The sequence below is a fragment of the Amycolatopsis sp. AA4 genome (genome assembly GCF_002796545.1).
In the GTDB taxonomy this organism is placed as follows: domain Bacteria; phylum Actinomycetota; class Actinomycetes; order Mycobacteriales; family Pseudonocardiaceae; genus Amycolatopsis.
Genome location: NZ_CP024896.1, coordinates 24273 through 40713 on the forward strand (window position 1 = coordinate 24273; position 16441 = coordinate 40713).

The following is a 16441-nucleotide window of genomic DNA, read 5'->3' on the forward strand; positions in this document are numbered from 1 at the left end:
TCAGTTCCCACCGTTCAGAGCGAGCTCCATGCCGAGCTTCAGGAAGTCCGATCGCGCTTCGACGGCCACACGGTTCTTCGGGTAGTCCGTGCACAAGCGCCCCGCCGCGGGCGCGGACGTGTGCAGCTTGTACCTGCGGACCACAGTGTTCGCCAGGGGCCACCCCTCGGCCTTGGCCCGATCCCGAGTGTCTGCCAGGTCGCCGTCGCCGTCCCGGGGATCCCAGTTCGTGAGGACCACCACGAAGGGAATCTTGAGCGGCTCGACGACCTCTTCGATTGTCCGCTTGGTCGGGTTGAAGGCAAGATCTTCCGGTTCCAGCGGGAGGATCGCGAGATCAGCCGACTCCAGGGACGCGCGGACGATCAGCTTCTCCGTCGGCTCGTCCTTTTGGCGGGCGTGCTCGCTCGGGAGCCAGCCCGGACTGTCGACGAAGATGCGTCGGTACACGTCGGCTGTCTTCAAACTCGCCAGGACACGCGGGTTCTCGTCTTCCTGCGAGTAGTCAAGGGGAAGCGGCTTCTTCTGTTTCCAGTAGGCTCGTTCAACCTTCTCGAGCCATTCCACGAGCGACTGCTGAGGGTCGGTCGAAACCGCCAGAACGTGGGCCGTGACCTTCTCCATGAGGAGTTCCAGCTCAGCCTCTGAGTCAGGATCTTCCGGATCGAGTTCCTTCAAGGCAGCGGCGACCTCCGGAGGAACGTCCGGCGGATGCACTTCCGCGGTGACCGCGGCCAAGTTGGCCGCGATGGTCGTCTTGCCGACGCCGCCTTTCTGATTGACGACGACGTAAACCTTCGTACTGCTCATCTCCGTGTGCTTCCCGTCTGTCAATTGGTACTGCGGAGCGCAGTCACTATCCCAGGTCGCCACGGGCCCTGTCGCTGCTGGCGCGCGCGGTTTCCGCTTCCGTTACCTGAGCTGGCGGGGGAGCGGCCGAGCGGAGGGTCGCTGGGGTGAATACCCGGTATTCACCCCAGCTTGAGTCTGTACGGCTGCCTGCCTGACTGCGGCGAGCCACCCGACAAGAACGGCCCTTACGTGGCCAAGTGCGGAGAAACCCCGGTGGGCAACGGTGCGAATGCCAGTAAAAGCGCGTCCGGAAGTGTGTTCCCGCGTCCTCTTCCCCGGCGATCGCCTCGGCCGGTCCGTCGCCGGTCCTCCTGGCCGACCGGCGACGGACCGGCAGCGATGGCTGGTCACGGCCTGCGGGTGAACTTCTCGTAGTAGGGGGGTCCCCGTAGTGCTCGGGAAAACTCGGGGCGGATTTGGCTGGCCTGCGGGTTCGCTAGTCGCTGAGCGGCTGGTCGGGGCTGGCTGCGAGGACCGCGTTGACCCGGGCTTGCAGGCGGCTCTGGCGCTCGTGCTCGGCTCGCGGCATTGGTTCCGGCGGCTGCCCGCAGGACGGCGTCGAGCGTCCGCCCGCAGCGTGCTTCCAGAATCTCGTGCCGCGCCGGCCGAACCGGTAGACCGCCAGCCCGCACCGGGCGCACACGTATCCGCTCGTCCCCATCGGCCGCCTCACCTCTCGCTCGGGCAATCCCTTCTGCCTGGAGAGATCGGGTGAGGCGAGCGTTTCTTGCGCCGCCCGCCGGACAGCGACCTCCCGCTCACCGTCGCATGAGTTCGAGAAGCAACGCACCAATCTGATCGACGCCGGCATCCTCGCAGCATTCCTGCCCAGCGCCGCCGAACTCCACCGCACCGACCTGACCTGAACTTCACCGCTCATCGCCCATCGGGCCTTCGTCGACCCCAACGACGTCGGTCTGAAGCGCCTGCTCACCGGCGGGGGTGAGCGGCTCGTGGTCGGCCCCGCGGCTTTTCGGCTGGCCAGTGCTTCGCCAGGTGGGTTAGAAGCGCGTCGGGGTCGTCGGCGAGCGCCGCCAGGCACGCCACCACGAACCCACGCATCGGCAGGCCGCGCTCCTTCAGGACCGCGTCGGCACGGTCCTTCACCTCGGCAGGCGGTCGCACGGTCAGGGCCGGGTCCGCGTGCTGGCTTCCCATACACCGATTCTTTCACAAGTGGCTTGCCACTTACAATTTCAGCTGCTAACTAAAGTGGCAAGCCACTTTTAAACAGGGAGAATGTAGGAGATGAGCATCTACGCGACTTCCGGCGGCACGGTGCACCACGCGACGTGCGGCCGCGACGGTTCGCCGTGTCCGACCGGCGAGCACGCGGCGAGGTCCCGGTACAGGTGCCGATCACCCAGCACGACACCGGCTGCCCTGCCGAGCACTGCCCCCCGGCTGCGCCACCGACGGGGTCAGCCGCGGACACCGGGTCGACTGCCCGTGCGCCTACGACGACCACCGTGTCCTGGCGACTGTGATGGCCGAGGTGCACATCGAAGCCGAAGCCGAGTACGTCGTCTGGGGGCATGGAAGCACTGGCCACGGCCGCACAGTCCGGCTTGCGCCTGCAGCGCGACGAGCTGCGCAACGCCGTCCACGCCGCAGCCAGGCACTCCAACCCGACCGGCCACAGCCTCATGCGCCTGCTGGACCGGGTCGGCGCCATCCACATCCAGCTCTTCGACCACGACTACCGCGTGCGCAACGAGCCGACGGGCACCGGCTACCGCGTCACCCCCGACACTAGGCTCCTTCATGGGCGTAAAGCAGGTCCCGCTTGAGCGTGTGCAGCGACTCGGCCCTTGTTCAGCTGCCGGGAGATCTTGCTCCGGTAGGCCGCGGGTCCGCGGGCGGCATAAGGACACCCTGCGGACCCTCGAATCTCTGGTCCGCAGACCTTTTGTGAGTCTGTGGGCCAGCTCCATTGAGACAATTTGCAGCATGCAACCGGACAATGCTGCTCATGATCACTCGAAAGTGGATGATCGAATCCGATGACACACCGGCGCGCCTGCGCCATCTCGGGTACCAAAGACGATAGAAACCGGGGCATGGAGCGCAAGAAGCCAGGCCCCGCCCCGCGCTGGGACGAGAAGCCGAAACAAGTGAAGGTGCGGATGCCGCCGGCACTGGCGGACGCGTTTCAAAAAGAGGTCCGCGGCCGGGGCATGACGGTCCAGGACTTCATCGGTCGACTCGCGTCCGAGATGACGGGCGTGCCCTACGACGAGCAGGAGGCGATCCCCGCCGCCTAAACAGCGAAAACGCCCTGGTCAGGACTGCCATCCCGTCAGAGCGTTCGTCGCCAATTTAAATATTCAGTTTTCACGACGCCGGAATTCTCTTGGAGGGGGATCCCCGGGCTTTGTCGTGCCTTACCAAGCTGAGGTCACCATACCAAACGACACTCGGCCTGGTACCCCTTTGCTCGTCCGCGACACGCGGACGGGGGATGAGGCCCAGGCCACACACGTATCCAGGGCACGGAAGAATCCGTGCTTCACCTGCGGAAACCCGGAAGCGAAGCTCCGGAAGAACCTGCCGCTGCGGTTCGTCTGGCCCTCGGCGTGCACGCTGTGCGGGCAGTGCTGGGGCCAGTTCGGCGGGAAGGCCGACGCTGCGGAGATCGGTCCGGCGCCGCGTGCGGCGCTGGAGGTGCGGTCGGTCGGTCCGGACGAGTGGCGGCCGATTCTGGACGCTCAGCCGTGGCGCGGCGAGTTGCGCCGCGACGCTCGCGGCAAGGTGGATTCGCTGGTCAGCGAGCTGTGCCGGTGGGCCGGCTGGGAGTCGGGGGAGACCTGGCCGACCTGGGACCGGCTGATGGACGCGACCGGCTGGGCTCGCGCCACGCTGGCCAGCTGGCTGCGCCAGCTGTGGATCCTCGGCTGGATCGACCGCGTCGAGCCCGGCTCGACACCGGCGACCAGGCCCATGGGCTCGCGCATCGAAGGCAACCGCGCCGCGGTGTACGGGATGCGCGTCCCCGCCTATGCCGACGAGGCCGCCAAGCCCGCCCTGCAGCGCGAATACACCACCACCCTCGCCCAGCTGAAAGCAGCGATCGCCCAGGTCAAACAGCTTGGGCAGAAAAACTGGACCCCCACCGGGTCCTTGGACCCGGTGGAGTTGCGTTTAGAGGTTGGTTACCTACGGACGCGCACGAAGAAAATTTTCCACAGGCTCGGCGGCGGTTTCGCCGGCGGGAAAAACGAGATCGAGCCGCTTCGCGGCCCGGGCTTTGACGAGAGCAAGCCGCGGCTTTGGGCGCGGACGGTCCCGACCACGCGGGCTGAGATGCTCGCCGCGGCCGCTGAGCTGCGCCGACAGCACACGACGCTGGCCCGGCTGAGCGCGAAGGCCATCCGCAGCGAGTGCCGGTCCTGGTGGCGGGCAGGCTGGTGCAACGACGGTCTGCTCCACGCCCTCCGGGCCCGCCCGGTCGGGTGGAGCGGCGCGAGCACCGCACGATCCCACGCCGTGTACGCCGTTATACACCCGGCGGGGTGGGTGCGGTCCCGACTCTCGATCTGGACCACCCACACCGCAAAAGGGCTGGTCAAACCCATGACCGACCCGACCCTGCGACGCGAGATCCGCCGGTTCAACGTCGACTCGGCGATCGCCGAGACCGAGCAGCGGGCCGAGGCCGACCGGACCGCCTACGGCCGGATCGGCGCCCGGCTGCTCGCCGACGCCCGCGCCCAGGCAGGCCGCTACTGGCAGCCCACGCCCGGCCAGGCCGCCGCCGCGCTGACCGACCGGATCCGCCTCGACCGGCCCGCCGGGCAGCCGACCGCTCGCGATCGCGCCGTCGCCGCGGTCGCCTCGCACTTCCAGGCGAAGCAGCTGGAGCGGCGGCCGCGGCTGTCGCCGCTCCAGCAGGAGCTGCGCGATCGCGCGGTCGCGGCCGAAGCGGCGCGCGGCCCGGAGCGGACCGGCACCGGGTACCGGCCGCGACGAGACCGCCGCGGCCGCCGATGAGCATGTGGGGCAGCCCACGCCGTTCAGACGTGCTGGCCCTGGTCAGGGCTGGGGAAGCTGCGAAATGACGTATTCGATGAACGGCAGCTGCCGGAACGGCGAGCCAGCGTCGAAGGTGTCGCCGAGGGCCTGCGCGATGGCGGCTGGGGGCAGGTGGTCCAGTTCGTGCGCGGCCTTGATCCGGCGCACGACGCCGTCCACGACCTCGCCCGGGGCGAGGCCGAGCCGCTGAGCAGCGGCCTCGGTCGCTTCGGCGATCGCGAGGTCGGAAGCCATGCTCGGCACCGTATCGGGCAGCGGCCTGCCGAGGACGCACTCGGCGACGTCCATGCCGATCTCGACGAACACGAACGCTTCCCGCATGGCGTCCTCCTCCTGGCCCACGACCGCCACGGCGGTTCCGTCGGCGAACTCCACCTCGATCCGCACCTCGCCGTCGCCGAGGTCGTAGAGCGTCGTGGTCACGTCGGGCTCGGCGGCGAGAGCCGGAAGGTCGGAGGCCATGCGCGGCAGCGTATCGATCACGAAAGAAGCCGGCGGCGCTGGCCATCGGGCGGGAAGTTCCCTGGTCAAGAGGCCAACGAGGCGACCGCCGGAGCTGCTGCGGCGGTCCAGGACACCCGCAGCGAACCCGCGGGACGCTCTAGATCTGGACTCCGGCCACCTTCTTCCAGGCCGAGGAATCAGGGCCGCCCATCGACTCGTAACCGCTGACGCCCGCCGCGGCCGCCAGGGCCAGCTTGGCGTGCACGTCGGCCTGGCGCAGGAATAAGTCAGCCGCGGCCGTGTCGCCCGCCGCGGCCTGTTCCTTGGCCATGACCAGCAGGTTCTCGGCTTCGGTGTAGTGCTGGGGTCCGATCATGCTCGCGATTATCCGTGATCACGAGACAGCTCTCCGGCTCCAGCAGCCGCCCGAACCCGGCTTCATCGTCCTCGGCTGCCTCGACCAGCTCGTTGCGGGCGAGACGTTGGGGCACCGCCGGGATACCGGAGAAACCTGCCACGCGACTGGTCAGGTGCGTTGCCTGTTCGGGACAGGCGCGCCGTGGAGAAGACCGTCCGGGCCAGGCGCGGCTCCCTCTTTAACCGGCGGTGGTCTGCCGCCGCGGTCTGGCGCGTCAGGTCCCGCACTGCGAGGTCGCCGCGCTGGACCAGTTCGACCAGGCGCCTCCCGCAGGCCTCACATGCACGCGGATCGTGATCTTGACCGGGCCGCAGACGCGGGTGGAAGTGGCGATGGCGATCGGGCCGACAGTGGAACGCCGCTGCACGAGAGTCCGGCCGTTACCCATCTTCATCCAGTCGTCGCCGTCTCCCTGCACGTGGAGGTAGGCCTCGTACTCGACCCACGAGGCATGGGCTCGGGAGTTGGTGATCAAGGTGTGCGCGGTGATGTCGCGCATGAAGATCTTCCCGTCCTTCCAGCGCTCGGCGGAAATGCAGCCCTGGGCGCCGATGTTCTGTGTCGAGACCCCGCCGCCGCAGGCGACGGCAGCGGCTTGGGCCTGGGCGGGGAAGACGAGCGCGGTCGCGACGGCTGCCGCGGCGAGTGCGCCCGCACGCTTCATGGTTCGAGCAGTTTTGGCCATGGCGAAAAAAAGTATCCGCTCGTTCCGCCGTCCGCCCCGGTTTCCGACAAAGTCACCGTATCGGGGGTGGCACCCCTAGTGGGTGTGCTCGGGCAACAGCGCCGCGATCCGCTCGGCGAGTTTGCTCTTGCCGCCGTAGTAGACGAACGGCGGCCGCAGGCCGGTGGTCACTGGACCTCCCCGGTGAGCAGGTCCGCAGGGGTCCAGTACAGGCCCAGCCGTCCCCCGCCCAGGGATCGGCGTAGCGAATGGTCGCGGGTCGGCGAGCACCCAGTGGAAGACACCGTCGCCCTGTTCGCCCCACGGTGCGCAGCACCCGGCGGCGGGGTAGCCGCCAGGGCATTCCTTCGAAGTGGCGAAGCCGGTGATCCCGAGTTCGGCGGCGAGCACAGCTCCGGCTGACTCCCAGGTCTGGCCAGCGTGAACAACCGATTTCGGCGCGGTGTTCGGTCGCCCAGGTGCGGTTTTCGACAGTCTTGTGCCCCCGGTGATGATGAGGTTGGCGTACGGCCTGCGGACGCTCAGTGCACGTCGTTGCCCGGCGAGCATCCGCCGGGCCAGTTCCGGGTTTCGCCGCTCGGCGGCCCGCCCGGCGGACGTGCGGCGCTGCCACTCCTCGCCCGGCACCCACCCCGAGGACGGCCGTGGCAGGTAGTCGTTCGCCATCACTGGACCCCGTCCTGCCCCTCCAGCCGGAGGACGTAGACGCGGTGCGCTTGCAAGGCTCAAGGCTCCCGAAACTGACCCGAGCCGCAAAGTAGGGACTTTGTGGCTGGCCAGGTCGACGCCGTGATCGTCGGCGGTGACGCACCAACTGTCCACTCCGATCCCGGCGGCCCGCAGCGCGAGGGCGACCGTGGACAGGTAGGGCTCGTGGGCTTCGTGCTCGCTGATCACCGGCATCCTCGTTCCTGGTCCTCGTCGGCGTCCCCGGCGAGATAGCGGGCCCGCAACGCGGCGACCTGTTCCGGGGCGAGGTCGTCGACTTCGGCGATCCGGTAGCCGTTCTCGATCGCCTCGCGCGGCCAGGCCCAGTCGTGGTCCTCGACGTGGGCGTAGCCGGGCTCCCCGCCGCCGGCGGGTTCGGTGATCCACTCGTACTCGTCGCCGGTGTCCAGGTCGATCAGCAGCGGGTGCGTGTGCTGCTCGCGGATGGTCATGTCCGGGATTCCTCCTTCCAGCACAAGGCGAATCGGCGCTTCAGCGGGCGGATTTCCGGGTCAGGAGCGGCCCTCGAAGTCGCCGAGATAGGACCCCTCGGCGTAGCTGCCGTCGCCTTCCGGGGCGATGACCATCTGCTGACGCTGACCGTCCCCGGCAAGGAACGACAAGCGGATTTCCCTGTCCGTGCCGTACTTCTCGACGACAATGTCCGCGCTGTTGTCGTCCGAGTCGAGCCTGCTCAGCCAGCCCCGGACGAACCTTCGCTGCTCAACTGTTGCCGCCGCGGGCATGGCGACCTCGTTCTGGCCCACCGTGATGACGTTGATGTTCGCCGCGTTCATGGGCGACGTTCCTTTCGGTCGGATGGTGCTCGTCGATGCGACCGGCGGCGCGGTCGCATCGATCCTCCTCCGCCACTTCGGCTGAGAATCCGCCGCCCTATCCGCGCCGCCGAGCATTTGAGTTGTATTTCATTCCTTACATTCCTAACACAATCTATGTGTGTAATGCAAGTCATGTAAGTTATGATATAGTGGAGGCATGACCGACGATGACGGCGCGGGCCGGGCAGAGCAGGGGAGTCCGCTGGTCGAGGGCGTTGCGGAGGCTCGGGACGCGGTGCGCGCCGCGATCGCGGCGGCCGCCGAGGTGGGGGCCTTCACCCCGGAGGCGGCCGCCGAGGCGTCGGCGGGGCTCGAGGCGCAGCAGGGCGACCTGTACGCGCTGCACGAGTGGATGCGCGGATACAAGCAGCTGCGGGCGCGGTTCTGCGGCTATCCCGGCTGTTTCGAGCCGCCGCGGCCGCGGCGGGAGGGCGCGAGGGGCGGGGCCGCGCCGGTGTACTGCGACGTCGTGCTCGACGCGGAGGGCAAGCCCGCGCACACCGCGCAGCGGTCGCTGCGGCTGAAAGACCAGCTGCAGGCGGGGGACGGGCCGCGGTCGGCGCTGGCCGCCTCGGCGGCGCCCGCGGAGGCGGGGTTCGAGCGGCCGGTGGCCCTGGCGCGGGAGTCGGTGCCGGTCATCGTGGAGCGTGTCGGGCAGATCATCGCCGACCAGCAGGCCGTGCTCTCGCGTCACCTGGAGCAGCTGACGGCCGCCGTCGGGCGGATCGGCGACGACGAAGCCCGCCAGGCCGAGGTCGAGTCGATCGCCGCCGACGCCGACAAGCGGATCAGCGCCGAGGCCGACCGCCGCCGCGCGGCCGAGCAGCGGGCCCGGGAAGCCGTCGTGGCCGCCGAACGCGCGCGGGCCAACGAAGAGGAAGCCCTGACCGCCGCGCGGGAACTGGCCGCACGGGTCGAGCAGGTCGAAGCCGGCGCCGCCGCGCAGGCCGAGCTCGACCAGGGCCGCGTCGAGAACGCCGAAGCCGCCGAACGCGCCGCCGTCGAGGCCATGGAGCAGGCCAAGGCCGATGCCGAGCGGCAAGTCCGGGAAGCCGCCGAACGCGCCGAGGCGCAGGTCGCGGCCGCGGAAGCCGACGCCGAGCGCCGGGTCGCCGCGCACCAGGCCGCCGCCGACGCGCAGGTCCGGGAAGCCCGCGAAGCCGCGGACGAGGCACGCAAGGACCGGGACCGGCAGGTCCGCGCCGCCGAATCCGACGTCGCCCGCGCCGAGCAGGCCCGCGACGACGCCAAGACCGCCCGCGAGGAGCTGCAGCGCGAGCTGACCGCGCTGCGGACCAAAGCCGAGGAAGACGAGAACCGGCGCCGCGAGGAGGTCAAGGCCGCCGAACGCGCCGCCGCGCAGGCCCGGGAAGAGCTCGCCGGGGCCACGGCGCAGCTGCAGGCCGAACGCGACGCGCACGAGCGGGAGCTCAACGCCGCCGAAGAACGCGCACGCCACGCCCGCACGGCCGCCGCCGAGGACGTCCGCGCCGCCTACGACGCCCAGCTCGCCGAACTGCGCGCCCAGCTCGCGGCCGCCGCCGGCGACGAAGGCCCAGGCAAACGCCGCTGACCGCCGCAGCCGGCCTTTCTGCGCGCGTCCGGCCCTGCTGAATACCCGGTTGACCAGCCCTCATAGTTTGACGCGTACGCGTCAAGTCAGCTAGGCTGATGCTTCCGAGGGGAGCGCTGCGCCTCTCTCGGCAGCAATCACGAGCAAGGGGAAGGGGGGAACCAGGATGGGCAAGGGGCGAAACGTTCGTTTGTGAGAACGAGTCGGGGAGGTTTGCCGGTCCGCAGGACTGGGCTTTTTGTGGGCATCGTGCTTGACTCGACACCATGCCCACAAAAAGCCCAGTAGAGGACGAGGTGGTCGCCGCGATCGGGCGACTGTTGCGCCGTGGGCTGCCGGTCACCCCGGCGACCGCGGACCCGGTGCTGCTCGATCTGCGCGGGATCGTCGCCAGGGCGGTCGACCCCGCCGACGAGGCCAGCCGCACCGCGGCATTGGACGGCACGCTGCGCGGCCTGCTGGCCCGGTTCCCGGACACCCGCTACGCCCCGGCGGCGCGGGCGCTGTTCGGGCTGCCGCCGGCCGAGCCCGGCCAGAACCTCACCGTCCGCCGCGACCTCGCGGCCGAGCAGGCCGGGCACGAGGTGCACCACTTCCGCAAGCGGGTCGAACCCCGGCTGATCGAAAAGGTGGCGTGGGAGCTGCTGGCCGACGCCGACCGGTTCACCCGCTCCCCGATGATCGCGCCCAGGTTGGCGCCGGTCACCGAACGGCAGCCGGTGCAGCCGGACCCGTTCGCGTGGGAGGTCGCCGAGCACGAGGAACAGCTGTCCCGGCTGTGGTCGGCGATCTACGCCGCCCGCGCCGAGCTGCTGGCCGTCGAGCGGCTGATCAGCCTGCGCGCGGACCGGATCGACGTTCTCCACACCGCGGTGACCGCCGCCTGGCGGTGGGCGGTGGCCCGCGCCGAGGCGATCGGCTACACCACCGCGTTCGCCCCCGACCTGGACGTCGACGAGCTGGTCGCGCTGGCCGGCTGGACCCCGCCGCTGACCGAGGCGCAAGCCTCGCGGCTGGCCGAGGCCGCCGGCGGCGGCGCCAGCCGCGAGCAGTTCGTGCACTCCCTGCACGGCGAGACCGGGCTGGGCAACGCCTGGACCGAGGGCTTCATGGCCCGCACCCCATCCCCAGAGAAGAACGGACAGTTGTCGTGACCAGCACCAACCCCGCCCTGGCCGCCGCGCTGGAGGCCGCGGCGACCGGCGATCCCCGCCGCTACGTCATCACCGGCGGCCCGAGCTCCGGCAAGGACGACCTGATCGAGGCGGTGCACGCCGCCGGGATTCCGTGCATGGCCGAGGAACCCGGCCGGGAGATCTACCGCAAGCACCGCGAACGGCTCGGCCGCCACCTGCTCAAGGAGGACCGGCGCGCGTACTCGCTGGAAGTGCTGGAGGCGTTCATCGCCGAGTACACCAGCCACACCCACGGCATCCGCTTCTACAACCGCGGCATCCCCGACGGCTACGGCTGGGAGGGGTTCTTCGGACTCAAGCCGACCACCGAACTGGAGGACGCCACCCGCACCTACCGCTACGACGCGATCTTCGTGCTGGACCCGCTGGACACCTTCGAGGACCCCGACGACATCGTCTGGGCCAAGGACCGCGAGATCCGCCGCGTGCACGAGCTGATCGTGCAGGGCTACTACGACGCCGGCTACGAACCGGTGTTCGTCCAGCCCGACTCCGCCGCCGCCCGGCTGGACTTCATCTGCGCCAACCTGCGCCTGCCCAAGCCGAGCCGAGGAGCGTGAACGCCTTGTCCCGCAACGGAAAGTCCTCCTTGCTGATCTCGCCGAACAGCGTCCTGGCCAACGCGCTGCTGCGCTCGATCGACCTGCTGCGCCCCCGCGTGCTCGCCGCGCGGCCCGCGCGGATCGAGTTCGTGGTCGGCACCCAGATCAACGGCGCCCCGCACCTCGGGACGAACCTGGTGCAGACCGCGGCGTTCCTGCTGGCCAAGATCGCCCGCCGCGAGTTCTCCATCGACACCGTCGTCCGGTTCGGCGCGCTGGACAACGCCCCGCACGACGTCGTGCTCGACCCCGAAACCCACCACGCCTACCAGCAGACCTATTACCACGCGCTGGGCAAGGACGGCATCAGCGAGCTGATCGAGCGCTACTACCAGGCGTTCTTCGCCTCGCTGTCCGAAGCCACCGACACCGACTTCGCGGTGGAGACCTACACCGACCAGCAAGCCAGCCCTGGCTTCCGGGCGGAGTTCCTGCGCACCCTGGAACGGCTGGAGGACATCCGCTGGTGGATGGCCCCCAGCCACGGGATTGTGCACGTCCGGGTGCCGTGCCCAACCTGCGGATGGGCGGAGAAACGCGCCGACCGCACCAAACTCGCGCACCTCGACGAGGACGGCGCGACGTTCACCGCGGTCTGCTTCGACCACGGCCCCTACGAGGCGCACATCGATCCCGAGGACGACGCGCCCTACCTGGACCTGGCGACCCTGTACCGGAACCTGGTCAAGGAACGCGCGCTGGGCCGCGACGGCGGCACCCTGCACGTGATGATGAAGGGCGGGGACTGGACCTTCGGCTGCCAGCTCGTCGACGGCGCCCTGGCCGCGCTCGGCACCCCGGCCGGCCAACTACCCGTCCGTGTCTTCACGCCCCAGGTGCTGGCCCCGACCGGGGCGAAGCTGTCCAAGTCCCTGCTGCGCGAACGCGGCCGGGACGCCCTGCCCGCCGACGTCGAGCCCTGGATGCTCGACACCACCGCCTGGCCCGGCACGGTCGACGACTACGTCGACGCCCTGGTCTGGCTGGTCGGCGAACTACTCACCGACCCCAAGCACTTCTTCCGCTCGTTCACCGTCAAGGAACTGGGCCGCCTCATGACCGCACGCCCCGCCGAAGCCGTTGTCCGCGCCCACGAGATGGGCATCTACAAGCGCTACTTCGACCTCATCGCCACCGGCCGCAAGACCACCGAAATCCGGGTCAACGACTCCAGCCGACGCAAGATCAAGGAAGGGTCGCTGATCCGGTTCCGCTGCCAGGGCGACGCCGTCCTCACCCGCGTGACCGCGGTCAACCGGTACACCAGCTTCGAGGAGATGTTCGACCACCAGGACGTCGCCTCGGTCAACCCGCTGGCCACCCGCGCCGAGCAGCTGGCCAACATCCGCCAGATCTACCCGCCCGAACGCGAAGCCCTCGGCGTCGTCGCGATCGGCATCGAGCTGGTCGACCCACCCCGCCCCGCCTGAGTGTCTTCCGGGCCGTTGTCGGCACCGGGTGCCACGCTGGCGGGCATGAACGTGGATGCGGCGCACCCGGACCTGATCGACCTGGACACCGGGGACATTTACGAGTGGGAGCCCGAACCCGCGGGCGGCGGCGAGCCCGGCTACAGCCACAGCGAGGACCACGACTTCGCCTGGCTCCGCACAGCGCTCGAAGAGACCCGGCGGCTCGCGGAGATCGCCGCGGTGGACCCGGCCGAACTCGACCGCCTGCGCGACCTCTCGCTCAACCCGCCCGAGGACGAGGACGACTGACCGGGAATGCGGGCAGGTCCCCGGCGCTCGCCGATGCAGCGACCGTCGGGGACACCCACCGCCCCGGACCTTGGTGCCCGAGGCGATCAACATCCTGCCCGACCAGCGAGTTACCGCCGGAAAGCGGCCCGCATTCCGGCGACGACGATCCGGAGTGAACCCGACCCGGTGGACGTGGGCCGACCTCAGCGAACCAGCAGCCTGGCGAGATAGTCGGCTGGCTCGCGCTCGTCTTCAACCAAGATCAGGTCGTCCTCCAGCTCCCGCAACGCATCCACCGGATCGACACCATCCAGCGCGGCAAGGTGCAGCTGCCACGCGAGCCGACCGAACAGGTTGTCGGCCACGATCCGATCAGCGACCGAAGCCGGAAGAACCGCTCGCACCGCCTGTTCGGCCCGGATCTCCTCCAGCTCGCGCATCGCCGAATCCTGCCAGCAACCCCGACCCGCCGCCAGATGGACAAACCCCAGCGGCCCGGACCCTGACCAGCACCGAAGCCTCACCGCGGCCCCTTTCTGGCGTATTCGGTTGCCACGCCTATCTCGCCGACCGGGGTGCACAACAGCGGTCGCCGGACCTGGACGGTGCGCTACCGGCTGCGGAGGCGCGCTAGCGCGCGACGTTGCAATGTCTTGTCGAATTCCGCGTGCGTCATGGTTTTCTGGCCGGGCTCGGCCGGGATGAACTCCTCGGGCGAAAGGAGGTGTCCGGCCAGGTCCACGCGCAGCCGCTGGTTTTGCGAGGGAACGCTCATCCGCACGACGGCCATCCAGCACCCGGTCGACGTGGCCACCCAGGACAGTTGCTCGCCGCGGACGATCGCGCCGGCGTCGACACCGCCGGCGCGCATCCACGGCGGCGCCGACCGCCCCCACCCCACCGGGGCCGGGACGATCGTGGACATCCGCACCCACACCGGCCGCGGCATCCCGACCCGCCGCAAGGCCTGCCGGGCATCCGGCCCCTCGTCGCCTCGCTCGAACATACGTTCCATTCTTGCACGGAAACCGCAGGCCGCAGCAGGTCTCCGTGCGGACCTGGCCATACCCTGGACACGACGGAGGCCGGGCGGCGTGCAACGCCGCCCGGCCTCCGCAGTCCGGCTCGGCGTCAGCCGACGTCGAGCGCCAGGCCCGCGACGCGCAGCGACTCGATGAGGATCTCCGCGTGGTCCCAGGGCATCTGCTCGGCCACGGCGTCGACGACGCGCCGCCAACGGACGTCCCGGACCGCGTCGCCCACGAGGACCGGCACCGGCTCCGGCAGCAGCACCACATAGCTGACGGTCACGTACCGGCCCTGGTCGTCGCGGCCTTCGTCGCGGGAGGAGACGTGCATCAGGTCCGCAGCGTCGAGGTGCACGCCGGTTTTCTCGCGGAGGCGGCGGACCGCGACCTGGGCGGGCGCGTCCCCCGGGAGGCACACCCCGCCGGGCAGGCCCCACAGGCCGAGGTGCGGTGCGCGGTCGCGCTGGGCCAGCAGCACGCACACCGCGCCGTCCGCGTCCTTGGCCAGCACCACCGCGTTCGCCGCGTGGTGGACCCGGTCCACTGTCGTGCCGGTCGTGCCGGTCGTGGTGTCGTTCATGGTCTTCTCCTTGTCTCGCAACGGTTCCCGACGTCCGGGGCTTGTTTCCAGCTTCACGGCCGGACGGCCGCAAACCGAGGGGTTTCCTGTTTCGTCCGCCAGCGGGCAACTCCGGACGATCAGCCCGGTGCGGCGGTGATGCCGTCGCCGGCGTCGTCCGCCGGTCTCGTCGTGTAGCGGCGAAGACGGCGCAGCAGTTCCGCGGCGGAGATCTCGCACAGCCGCGCGAGCTTCTCGACGTTCTCCGGCTGCAGCTCGACCTCAGCTCGGCCCGTGGCGCGCGCCCACCGTGTGAGCGGGGCCAGCGAGCTGTCGTGCGGAGCGCTGAGCAGCGCCGCGACGTCGATCCGTACCGCGCGCTGCTCGGTGAGCACCCGGGTGTGCACCTTCGCCAGCAGGTCGTGCGGCAGTTCGTCCATCGCGACGCACAGCTCCACCAGGCGCATCACGGAACACTGCCGGGTGCCCAGTTCGTACGTCGCCAGGGTTTGCAGCGAGATGTCGCGCTGCAGCTGCGCGTTGAGCTCTTTGCGCGTCCATCCCCGGCCGCGCCGGAGCTTGCGCAGCTCGTCTCCCAGCACCCGCTGGTAGTGCTCGGCGTCGATCATCGGCTCACCTTCCGTTCAGCGGATCGGAGACACCGCAGCCCCGGCAGCAGGGGAGGAGCTGCCGGGGCCGCGGCCGGGGTGGGCGCCGGAGGGTCAAGGGGAATCCGGATCGGATTCGTGCCGGTCCAGCCAGTCGGCGAGCGAGGCGCCGTTCGAGGGGTCGTCGGCGGAGCGGGCCCAGAGCAGGGCGTGCAGCATCGGGATCCGGTGGTGCCACTGGACGATCGGGGCGCACAGCAGGCTGCCCTCGCTCGGGCCGCCGCGCAGCCCGAGCACGTCCGACTCCCAACGGTCGACGGGCAGCGTGAGCACCGTGGTGTAGGACCCGGCGGTGTGCACGAGCGCGGAGATCACTCCGTGTTCGTCGAGCTGCGGAGCGATCCACCAGCCGCGCCGCAGGATCAGGTCTGCCGCCAGCCGCTCGCACTGGCGCAGGATGATGCGCGCTCGCGCCGCGTCGGTCATACCCGCTCCAGCCGAACCCACGGACCGGCCATGTCCTCACGGCGGTGGCGGCCGTGACCGCGTCGGGACCGCCGCGGCCGGGGGATGGCCGGCTGCGGCGGCACCCCGCGCCAGATGGCGTCGCAGGCAGCACAGACCGCGGTCTCGCCGTCGACGCCCGGCCGTACCGTCTCCCCGCACAGCGCCGGGTAAATCCCGCCGGCGCGGTGCTCGACGAACTTCGTGTGCGCGATCCGGTGCTCGACGCCCGTCTCGCCGTCGACCATGGGCATCGAGTCGATGCGCTCGTCGGCCACGGTCGTCACCTCGCCCTCGCCCGGCGAAGCACCCGCCGCGCTTCGGAAATGAGGCTGTGCACGGCAAAACCGGCCGTCACGAGCGCACCGATCACCAGCGGGGCCATGTCCCACAGCGTTCTGATCATCACGGCCTCCGGGCGGTGGAAGGAGAACCCGCCCGGGACCCGAAGGAGGGGGGAGACGTCGAGTCAGCCGGGCGGATCCTCCGCTGACCTCGGCAGAGCCGAACGTCGGGCTCGCCGAGTGCGTGAGGCCCGACGACACAACGTCGGTCGCGTGGCGCGAGCCGCGATCCGGAGTGGCGTTCCCACGCCTCCGGGTGCAACCCGCCCGTAGCAACTGGCTGCGCCGCCGGGGGCTACCGTGTAACTGGTTCGGTTGGTAGCCACATCTGAATGTAGACGCTCAC

General features: G+C 70.0%; 22 protein-coding genes. 8 read left to right on the top strand and 14 right to left on the bottom strand.

Annotated elements, in window-relative coordinates; genetic code table 11:
- Positions 1 to 810 carry a ParA family protein gene (locus CU254_RS42385; RefSeq protein WP_009086617.1) on the bottom strand — a complete coding sequence of 270 codons (810 nt, stop codon included), beginning with the start codon at positions 808 to 810 and terminating at the stop codon, positions 1 to 3.
- Between the two features lie 478 nt (positions 811 to 1288).
- On the bottom strand, positions 1289 to 1513 hold the full coding sequence (locus CU254_RS42390; RefSeq protein ID WP_009086614.1) for a hypothetical protein: 225 nt from the start codon (positions 1511 to 1513) through the stop codon (positions 1289 to 1291).
- Positions 1514 to 2387: 874 nt separating this feature from the next.
- On the opposite strand from CU254_RS42390, the gene CU254_RS42400 reads away from it, so the two are divergent.
- The 3 genes from CU254_RS42400 (at position 2388) to CU254_RS42410 (ending at position 4842) form a co-directional block, all read left to right on the top strand.
- Positions 2388 to 2642 (top strand): hypothetical protein, encoded by a 255-nt coding sequence (locus CU254_RS42400; RefSeq protein WP_009086610.1) that lies wholly within the window; start codon positions 2388 to 2390, stop codon positions 2640 to 2642.
- Between the two features lie 270 nt (positions 2643 to 2912).
- Complete coding sequence (locus CU254_RS42405) at positions 2913 to 3116, top strand: hypothetical protein (RefSeq protein WP_037719535.1); 204 nt, start codon at positions 2913 to 2915, stop codon at positions 3114 to 3116.
- A gap of 400 nt (positions 3117 to 3516) precedes the next feature.
- Positions 3517 to 4842: a hypothetical protein gene (locus CU254_RS42410; protein ID WP_158688179.1), complete on the top strand. Its 1326-nt coding sequence runs from the start codon at positions 3517 to 3519 to the stop codon at positions 4840 to 4842.
- Positions 4843 to 4884: 42 nt separating this feature from the next.
- Here CU254_RS42410 and CU254_RS42415 read toward each other — a convergent pair whose 3' ends face one another.
- From CU254_RS42415 to CU254_RS42435, 5 genes are all read right to left on the bottom strand, one after another.
- The gene (locus CU254_RS42415; protein WP_037719530.1) at positions 4885 to 5346 is read right to left on the bottom strand and encodes a hypothetical protein; all 462 of its coding nucleotides are present in this window, start codon (positions 5344 to 5346) and stop codon (positions 4885 to 4887) included.
- A gap of 139 nt (positions 5347 to 5485) precedes the next feature.
- The gene (locus CU254_RS42420; RefSeq protein ID WP_009086604.1) at positions 5486 to 5704 is read right to left on the bottom strand and encodes a hypothetical protein; all 219 of its coding nucleotides are present in this window, start codon (positions 5702 to 5704) and stop codon (positions 5486 to 5488) included.
- A 256-nt stretch (positions 5705 to 5960) separates the two neighbouring features.
- Entirely contained in the window at positions 5961 to 6431 is a 471-nt protein-coding gene (locus CU254_RS42425) for a hypothetical protein (protein ID WP_234392926.1), read from the bottom strand.
- A gap of 893 nt (positions 6432 to 7324) precedes the next feature.
- Positions 7325 to 7591 carry a hypothetical protein gene (locus CU254_RS42430; protein WP_037719527.1) on the bottom strand — a complete coding sequence of 89 codons (267 nt, stop codon included), beginning with the start codon at positions 7589 to 7591 and terminating at the stop codon, positions 7325 to 7327.
- Between the two features lie 60 nt (positions 7592 to 7651).
- Entirely contained in the window at positions 7652 to 7936 is a 285-nt protein-coding gene (locus CU254_RS42435; RefSeq protein ID WP_009086594.1) for a hypothetical protein, read from the bottom strand.
- Between the two features lie 199 nt (positions 7937 to 8135).
- Here CU254_RS42435 and CU254_RS42445 point away from each other — a divergent pair, with 199 nt between their 5' ends.
- From CU254_RS42445 to CU254_RS42460, 5 genes are all read left to right on the top strand, one after another.
- On the top strand, positions 8136 to 9551 hold the full coding sequence (locus CU254_RS42445; RefSeq protein ID WP_009086592.1) for a hypothetical protein: 1416 nt from the start codon (positions 8136 to 8138) through the stop codon (positions 9549 to 9551).
- A 266-nt stretch (positions 9552 to 9817) separates the two neighbouring features.
- Entirely contained in the window at positions 9818 to 10705 is an 888-nt protein-coding gene (locus CU254_RS43555; protein WP_158688178.1) for a hypothetical protein, read from the top strand.
- Positions 10702 to 11307 carry an AAA family ATPase gene (locus CU254_RS43560; RefSeq protein WP_050788578.1) on the top strand — a complete coding sequence of 202 codons (606 nt, stop codon included), beginning with the start codon at positions 10702 to 10704 and terminating at the stop codon, positions 11305 to 11307. Before CU254_RS43555 ends, CU254_RS43560 begins: the two co-directional genes overlap by 4 nt.
- Positions 11308 to 11312: 5 nt before the next feature.
- Complete coding sequence (locus tag CU254_RS42455; protein WP_369871200.1) at positions 11313 to 12779, top strand: ASCH domain-containing protein; 1467 nt, start codon at positions 11313 to 11315, stop codon at positions 12777 to 12779.
- Positions 12780 to 12824: 45 nt separating this feature from the next.
- On the top strand, positions 12825 to 13070 hold the full coding sequence (locus tag CU254_RS42460) for a hypothetical protein (protein WP_037719517.1): 246 nt from the start codon (positions 12825 to 12827) through the stop codon (positions 13068 to 13070).
- Positions 13071 to 13255: 185 nt separating this feature from the next.
- Here CU254_RS42460 and CU254_RS42465 read toward each other — a convergent pair whose 3' ends face one another.
- The 7 genes from CU254_RS42465 to CU254_RS44760 all read right to left on the bottom strand — a co-directional run bounded on the left by CU254_RS42465 (position 13256) and on the right by CU254_RS44760 (position 16157).
- A complete protein-coding gene (locus CU254_RS42465; protein WP_009086577.1) occupies positions 13256 to 13492 on the bottom strand; it encodes a hypothetical protein in 237 nt (78 codons plus the stop codon).
- A 170-nt stretch (positions 13493 to 13662) separates the two neighbouring features.
- A complete protein-coding gene (locus CU254_RS42470) occupies positions 13663 to 14058 on the bottom strand; it encodes a hypothetical protein (RefSeq protein ID WP_037719516.1) in 396 nt (131 codons plus the stop codon).
- 125 nt (positions 14059 to 14183) lie between these two features.
- Positions 14184 to 14660: an NUDIX domain-containing protein gene (locus CU254_RS42475; protein WP_050788577.1), complete on the bottom strand. Its 477-nt coding sequence runs from the start codon at positions 14658 to 14660 to the stop codon at positions 14184 to 14186.
- Between the two features lie 119 nt (positions 14661 to 14779).
- The gene (locus CU254_RS42480; RefSeq protein ID WP_009086572.1) at positions 14780 to 15268 is read right to left on the bottom strand and encodes a helix-turn-helix domain-containing protein; all 489 of its coding nucleotides are present in this window, start codon (positions 15266 to 15268) and stop codon (positions 14780 to 14782) included.
- Positions 15269 to 15361: 93 nt separating this feature from the next.
- Positions 15362 to 15733: a hypothetical protein gene (locus CU254_RS42485; protein WP_037719513.1), complete on the bottom strand. Its 372-nt coding sequence runs from the start codon at positions 15731 to 15733 to the stop codon at positions 15362 to 15364.
- Positions 15730 to 16029, bottom strand: a complete 300-nt coding sequence (locus CU254_RS42490) for a hypothetical protein (RefSeq protein ID WP_158688177.1) — start codon at positions 16027 to 16029, stop codon at positions 15730 to 15732. Before CU254_RS42490 ends, CU254_RS42485 begins: the two co-directional genes overlap by 4 nt.
- A 5-nt stretch (positions 16030 to 16034) precedes the next feature.
- Positions 16035 to 16157: a hypothetical protein gene (locus CU254_RS44760; protein WP_255409900.1), complete on the bottom strand. Its 123-nt coding sequence runs from the start codon at positions 16155 to 16157 to the stop codon at positions 16035 to 16037.
- Positions 16158 to 16441 lie beyond the last annotated feature (284 nt).

Coding starts and splice junctions, on each gene's coding strand:
- CU254_RS42460 (WP_037719517.1), top strand. CDS start 12,825: ATGAACGTGGATGCGGCGCACCCGGACCTGATCGACCTGGACACCGGG.
- CU254_RS42425 (WP_234392926.1), bottom strand. CDS start 6,431: ATGGCCAAAACTGCTCGAACCATGAAGCGTGCGGGCGCACTCGCCGCG.
- CU254_RS42465 (WP_009086577.1), bottom strand. CDS start 13,492: ATGCGCGAGCTGGAGGAGATCCGGGCCGAACAGGCGGTGCGAGCGGTT.
- CU254_RS42430 (WP_037719527.1), bottom strand. CDS start 7,591: ATGACCATCCGCGAGCAGCACACGCACCCGCTGCTGATCGACCTGGAC.
- CU254_RS42445 (WP_009086592.1), top strand. CDS start 8,136: ATGACCGACGATGACGGCGCGGGCCGGGCAGAGCAGGGGAGTCCGCTG.
- CU254_RS42400 (WP_009086610.1), top strand. CDS start 2,388: ATGGAAGCACTGGCCACGGCCGCACAGTCCGGCTTGCGCCTGCAGCGC.
- CU254_RS43555 (WP_158688178.1), top strand. CDS start 9,818: ATGCCCACAAAAAGCCCAGTAGAGGACGAGGTGGTCGCCGCGATCGGG.
- CU254_RS42385 (WP_009086617.1), bottom strand. CDS start 810: ATGAGCAGTACGAAGGTTTACGTCGTCGTCAATCAGAAAGGCGGCGTC.
- CU254_RS42420 (WP_009086604.1), bottom strand. CDS start 5,704: ATGATCGGACCCCAGCACTACACCGAAGCCGAGAACCTGCTGGTCATG.
- CU254_RS42480 (WP_009086572.1), bottom strand. CDS start 15,268: ATGATCGACGCCGAGCACTACCAGCGGGTGCTGGGAGACGAGCTGCGC.
- CU254_RS42475 (WP_050788577.1), bottom strand. CDS start 14,660: ATGAACGACACCACGACCGGCACGACCGGCACGACAGTGGACCGGGTC.
- CU254_RS42485 (WP_037719513.1), bottom strand. CDS start 15,733: ATGACCGACGCGGCGCGAGCGCGCATCATCCTGCGCCAGTGCGAGCGG.
- CU254_RS42405 (WP_037719535.1), top strand. CDS start 2,913: ATGGAGCGCAAGAAGCCAGGCCCCGCCCCGCGCTGGGACGAGAAGCCG.
- CU254_RS44760 (WP_255409900.1), bottom strand. CDS start 16,157: ATGATCAGAACGCTGTGGGACATGGCCCCGCTGGTGATCGGTGCGCTC.
- CU254_RS42390 (WP_009086614.1), bottom strand. CDS start 1,513: ATGGGGACGAGCGGATACGTGTGCGCCCGGTGCGGGCTGGCGGTCTAC.
- CU254_RS42435 (WP_009086594.1), bottom strand. CDS start 7,936: ATGAACGCGGCGAACATCAACGTCATCACGGTGGGCCAGAACGAGGTC.
- CU254_RS42470 (WP_037719516.1), bottom strand. CDS start 14,058: ATGTTCGAGCGAGGCGACGAGGGGCCGGATGCCCGGCAGGCCTTGCGG.
- CU254_RS42415 (WP_037719530.1), bottom strand. CDS start 5,346: ATGGCCTCCGACCTTCCGGCTCTCGCCGCCGAGCCCGACGTGACCACG.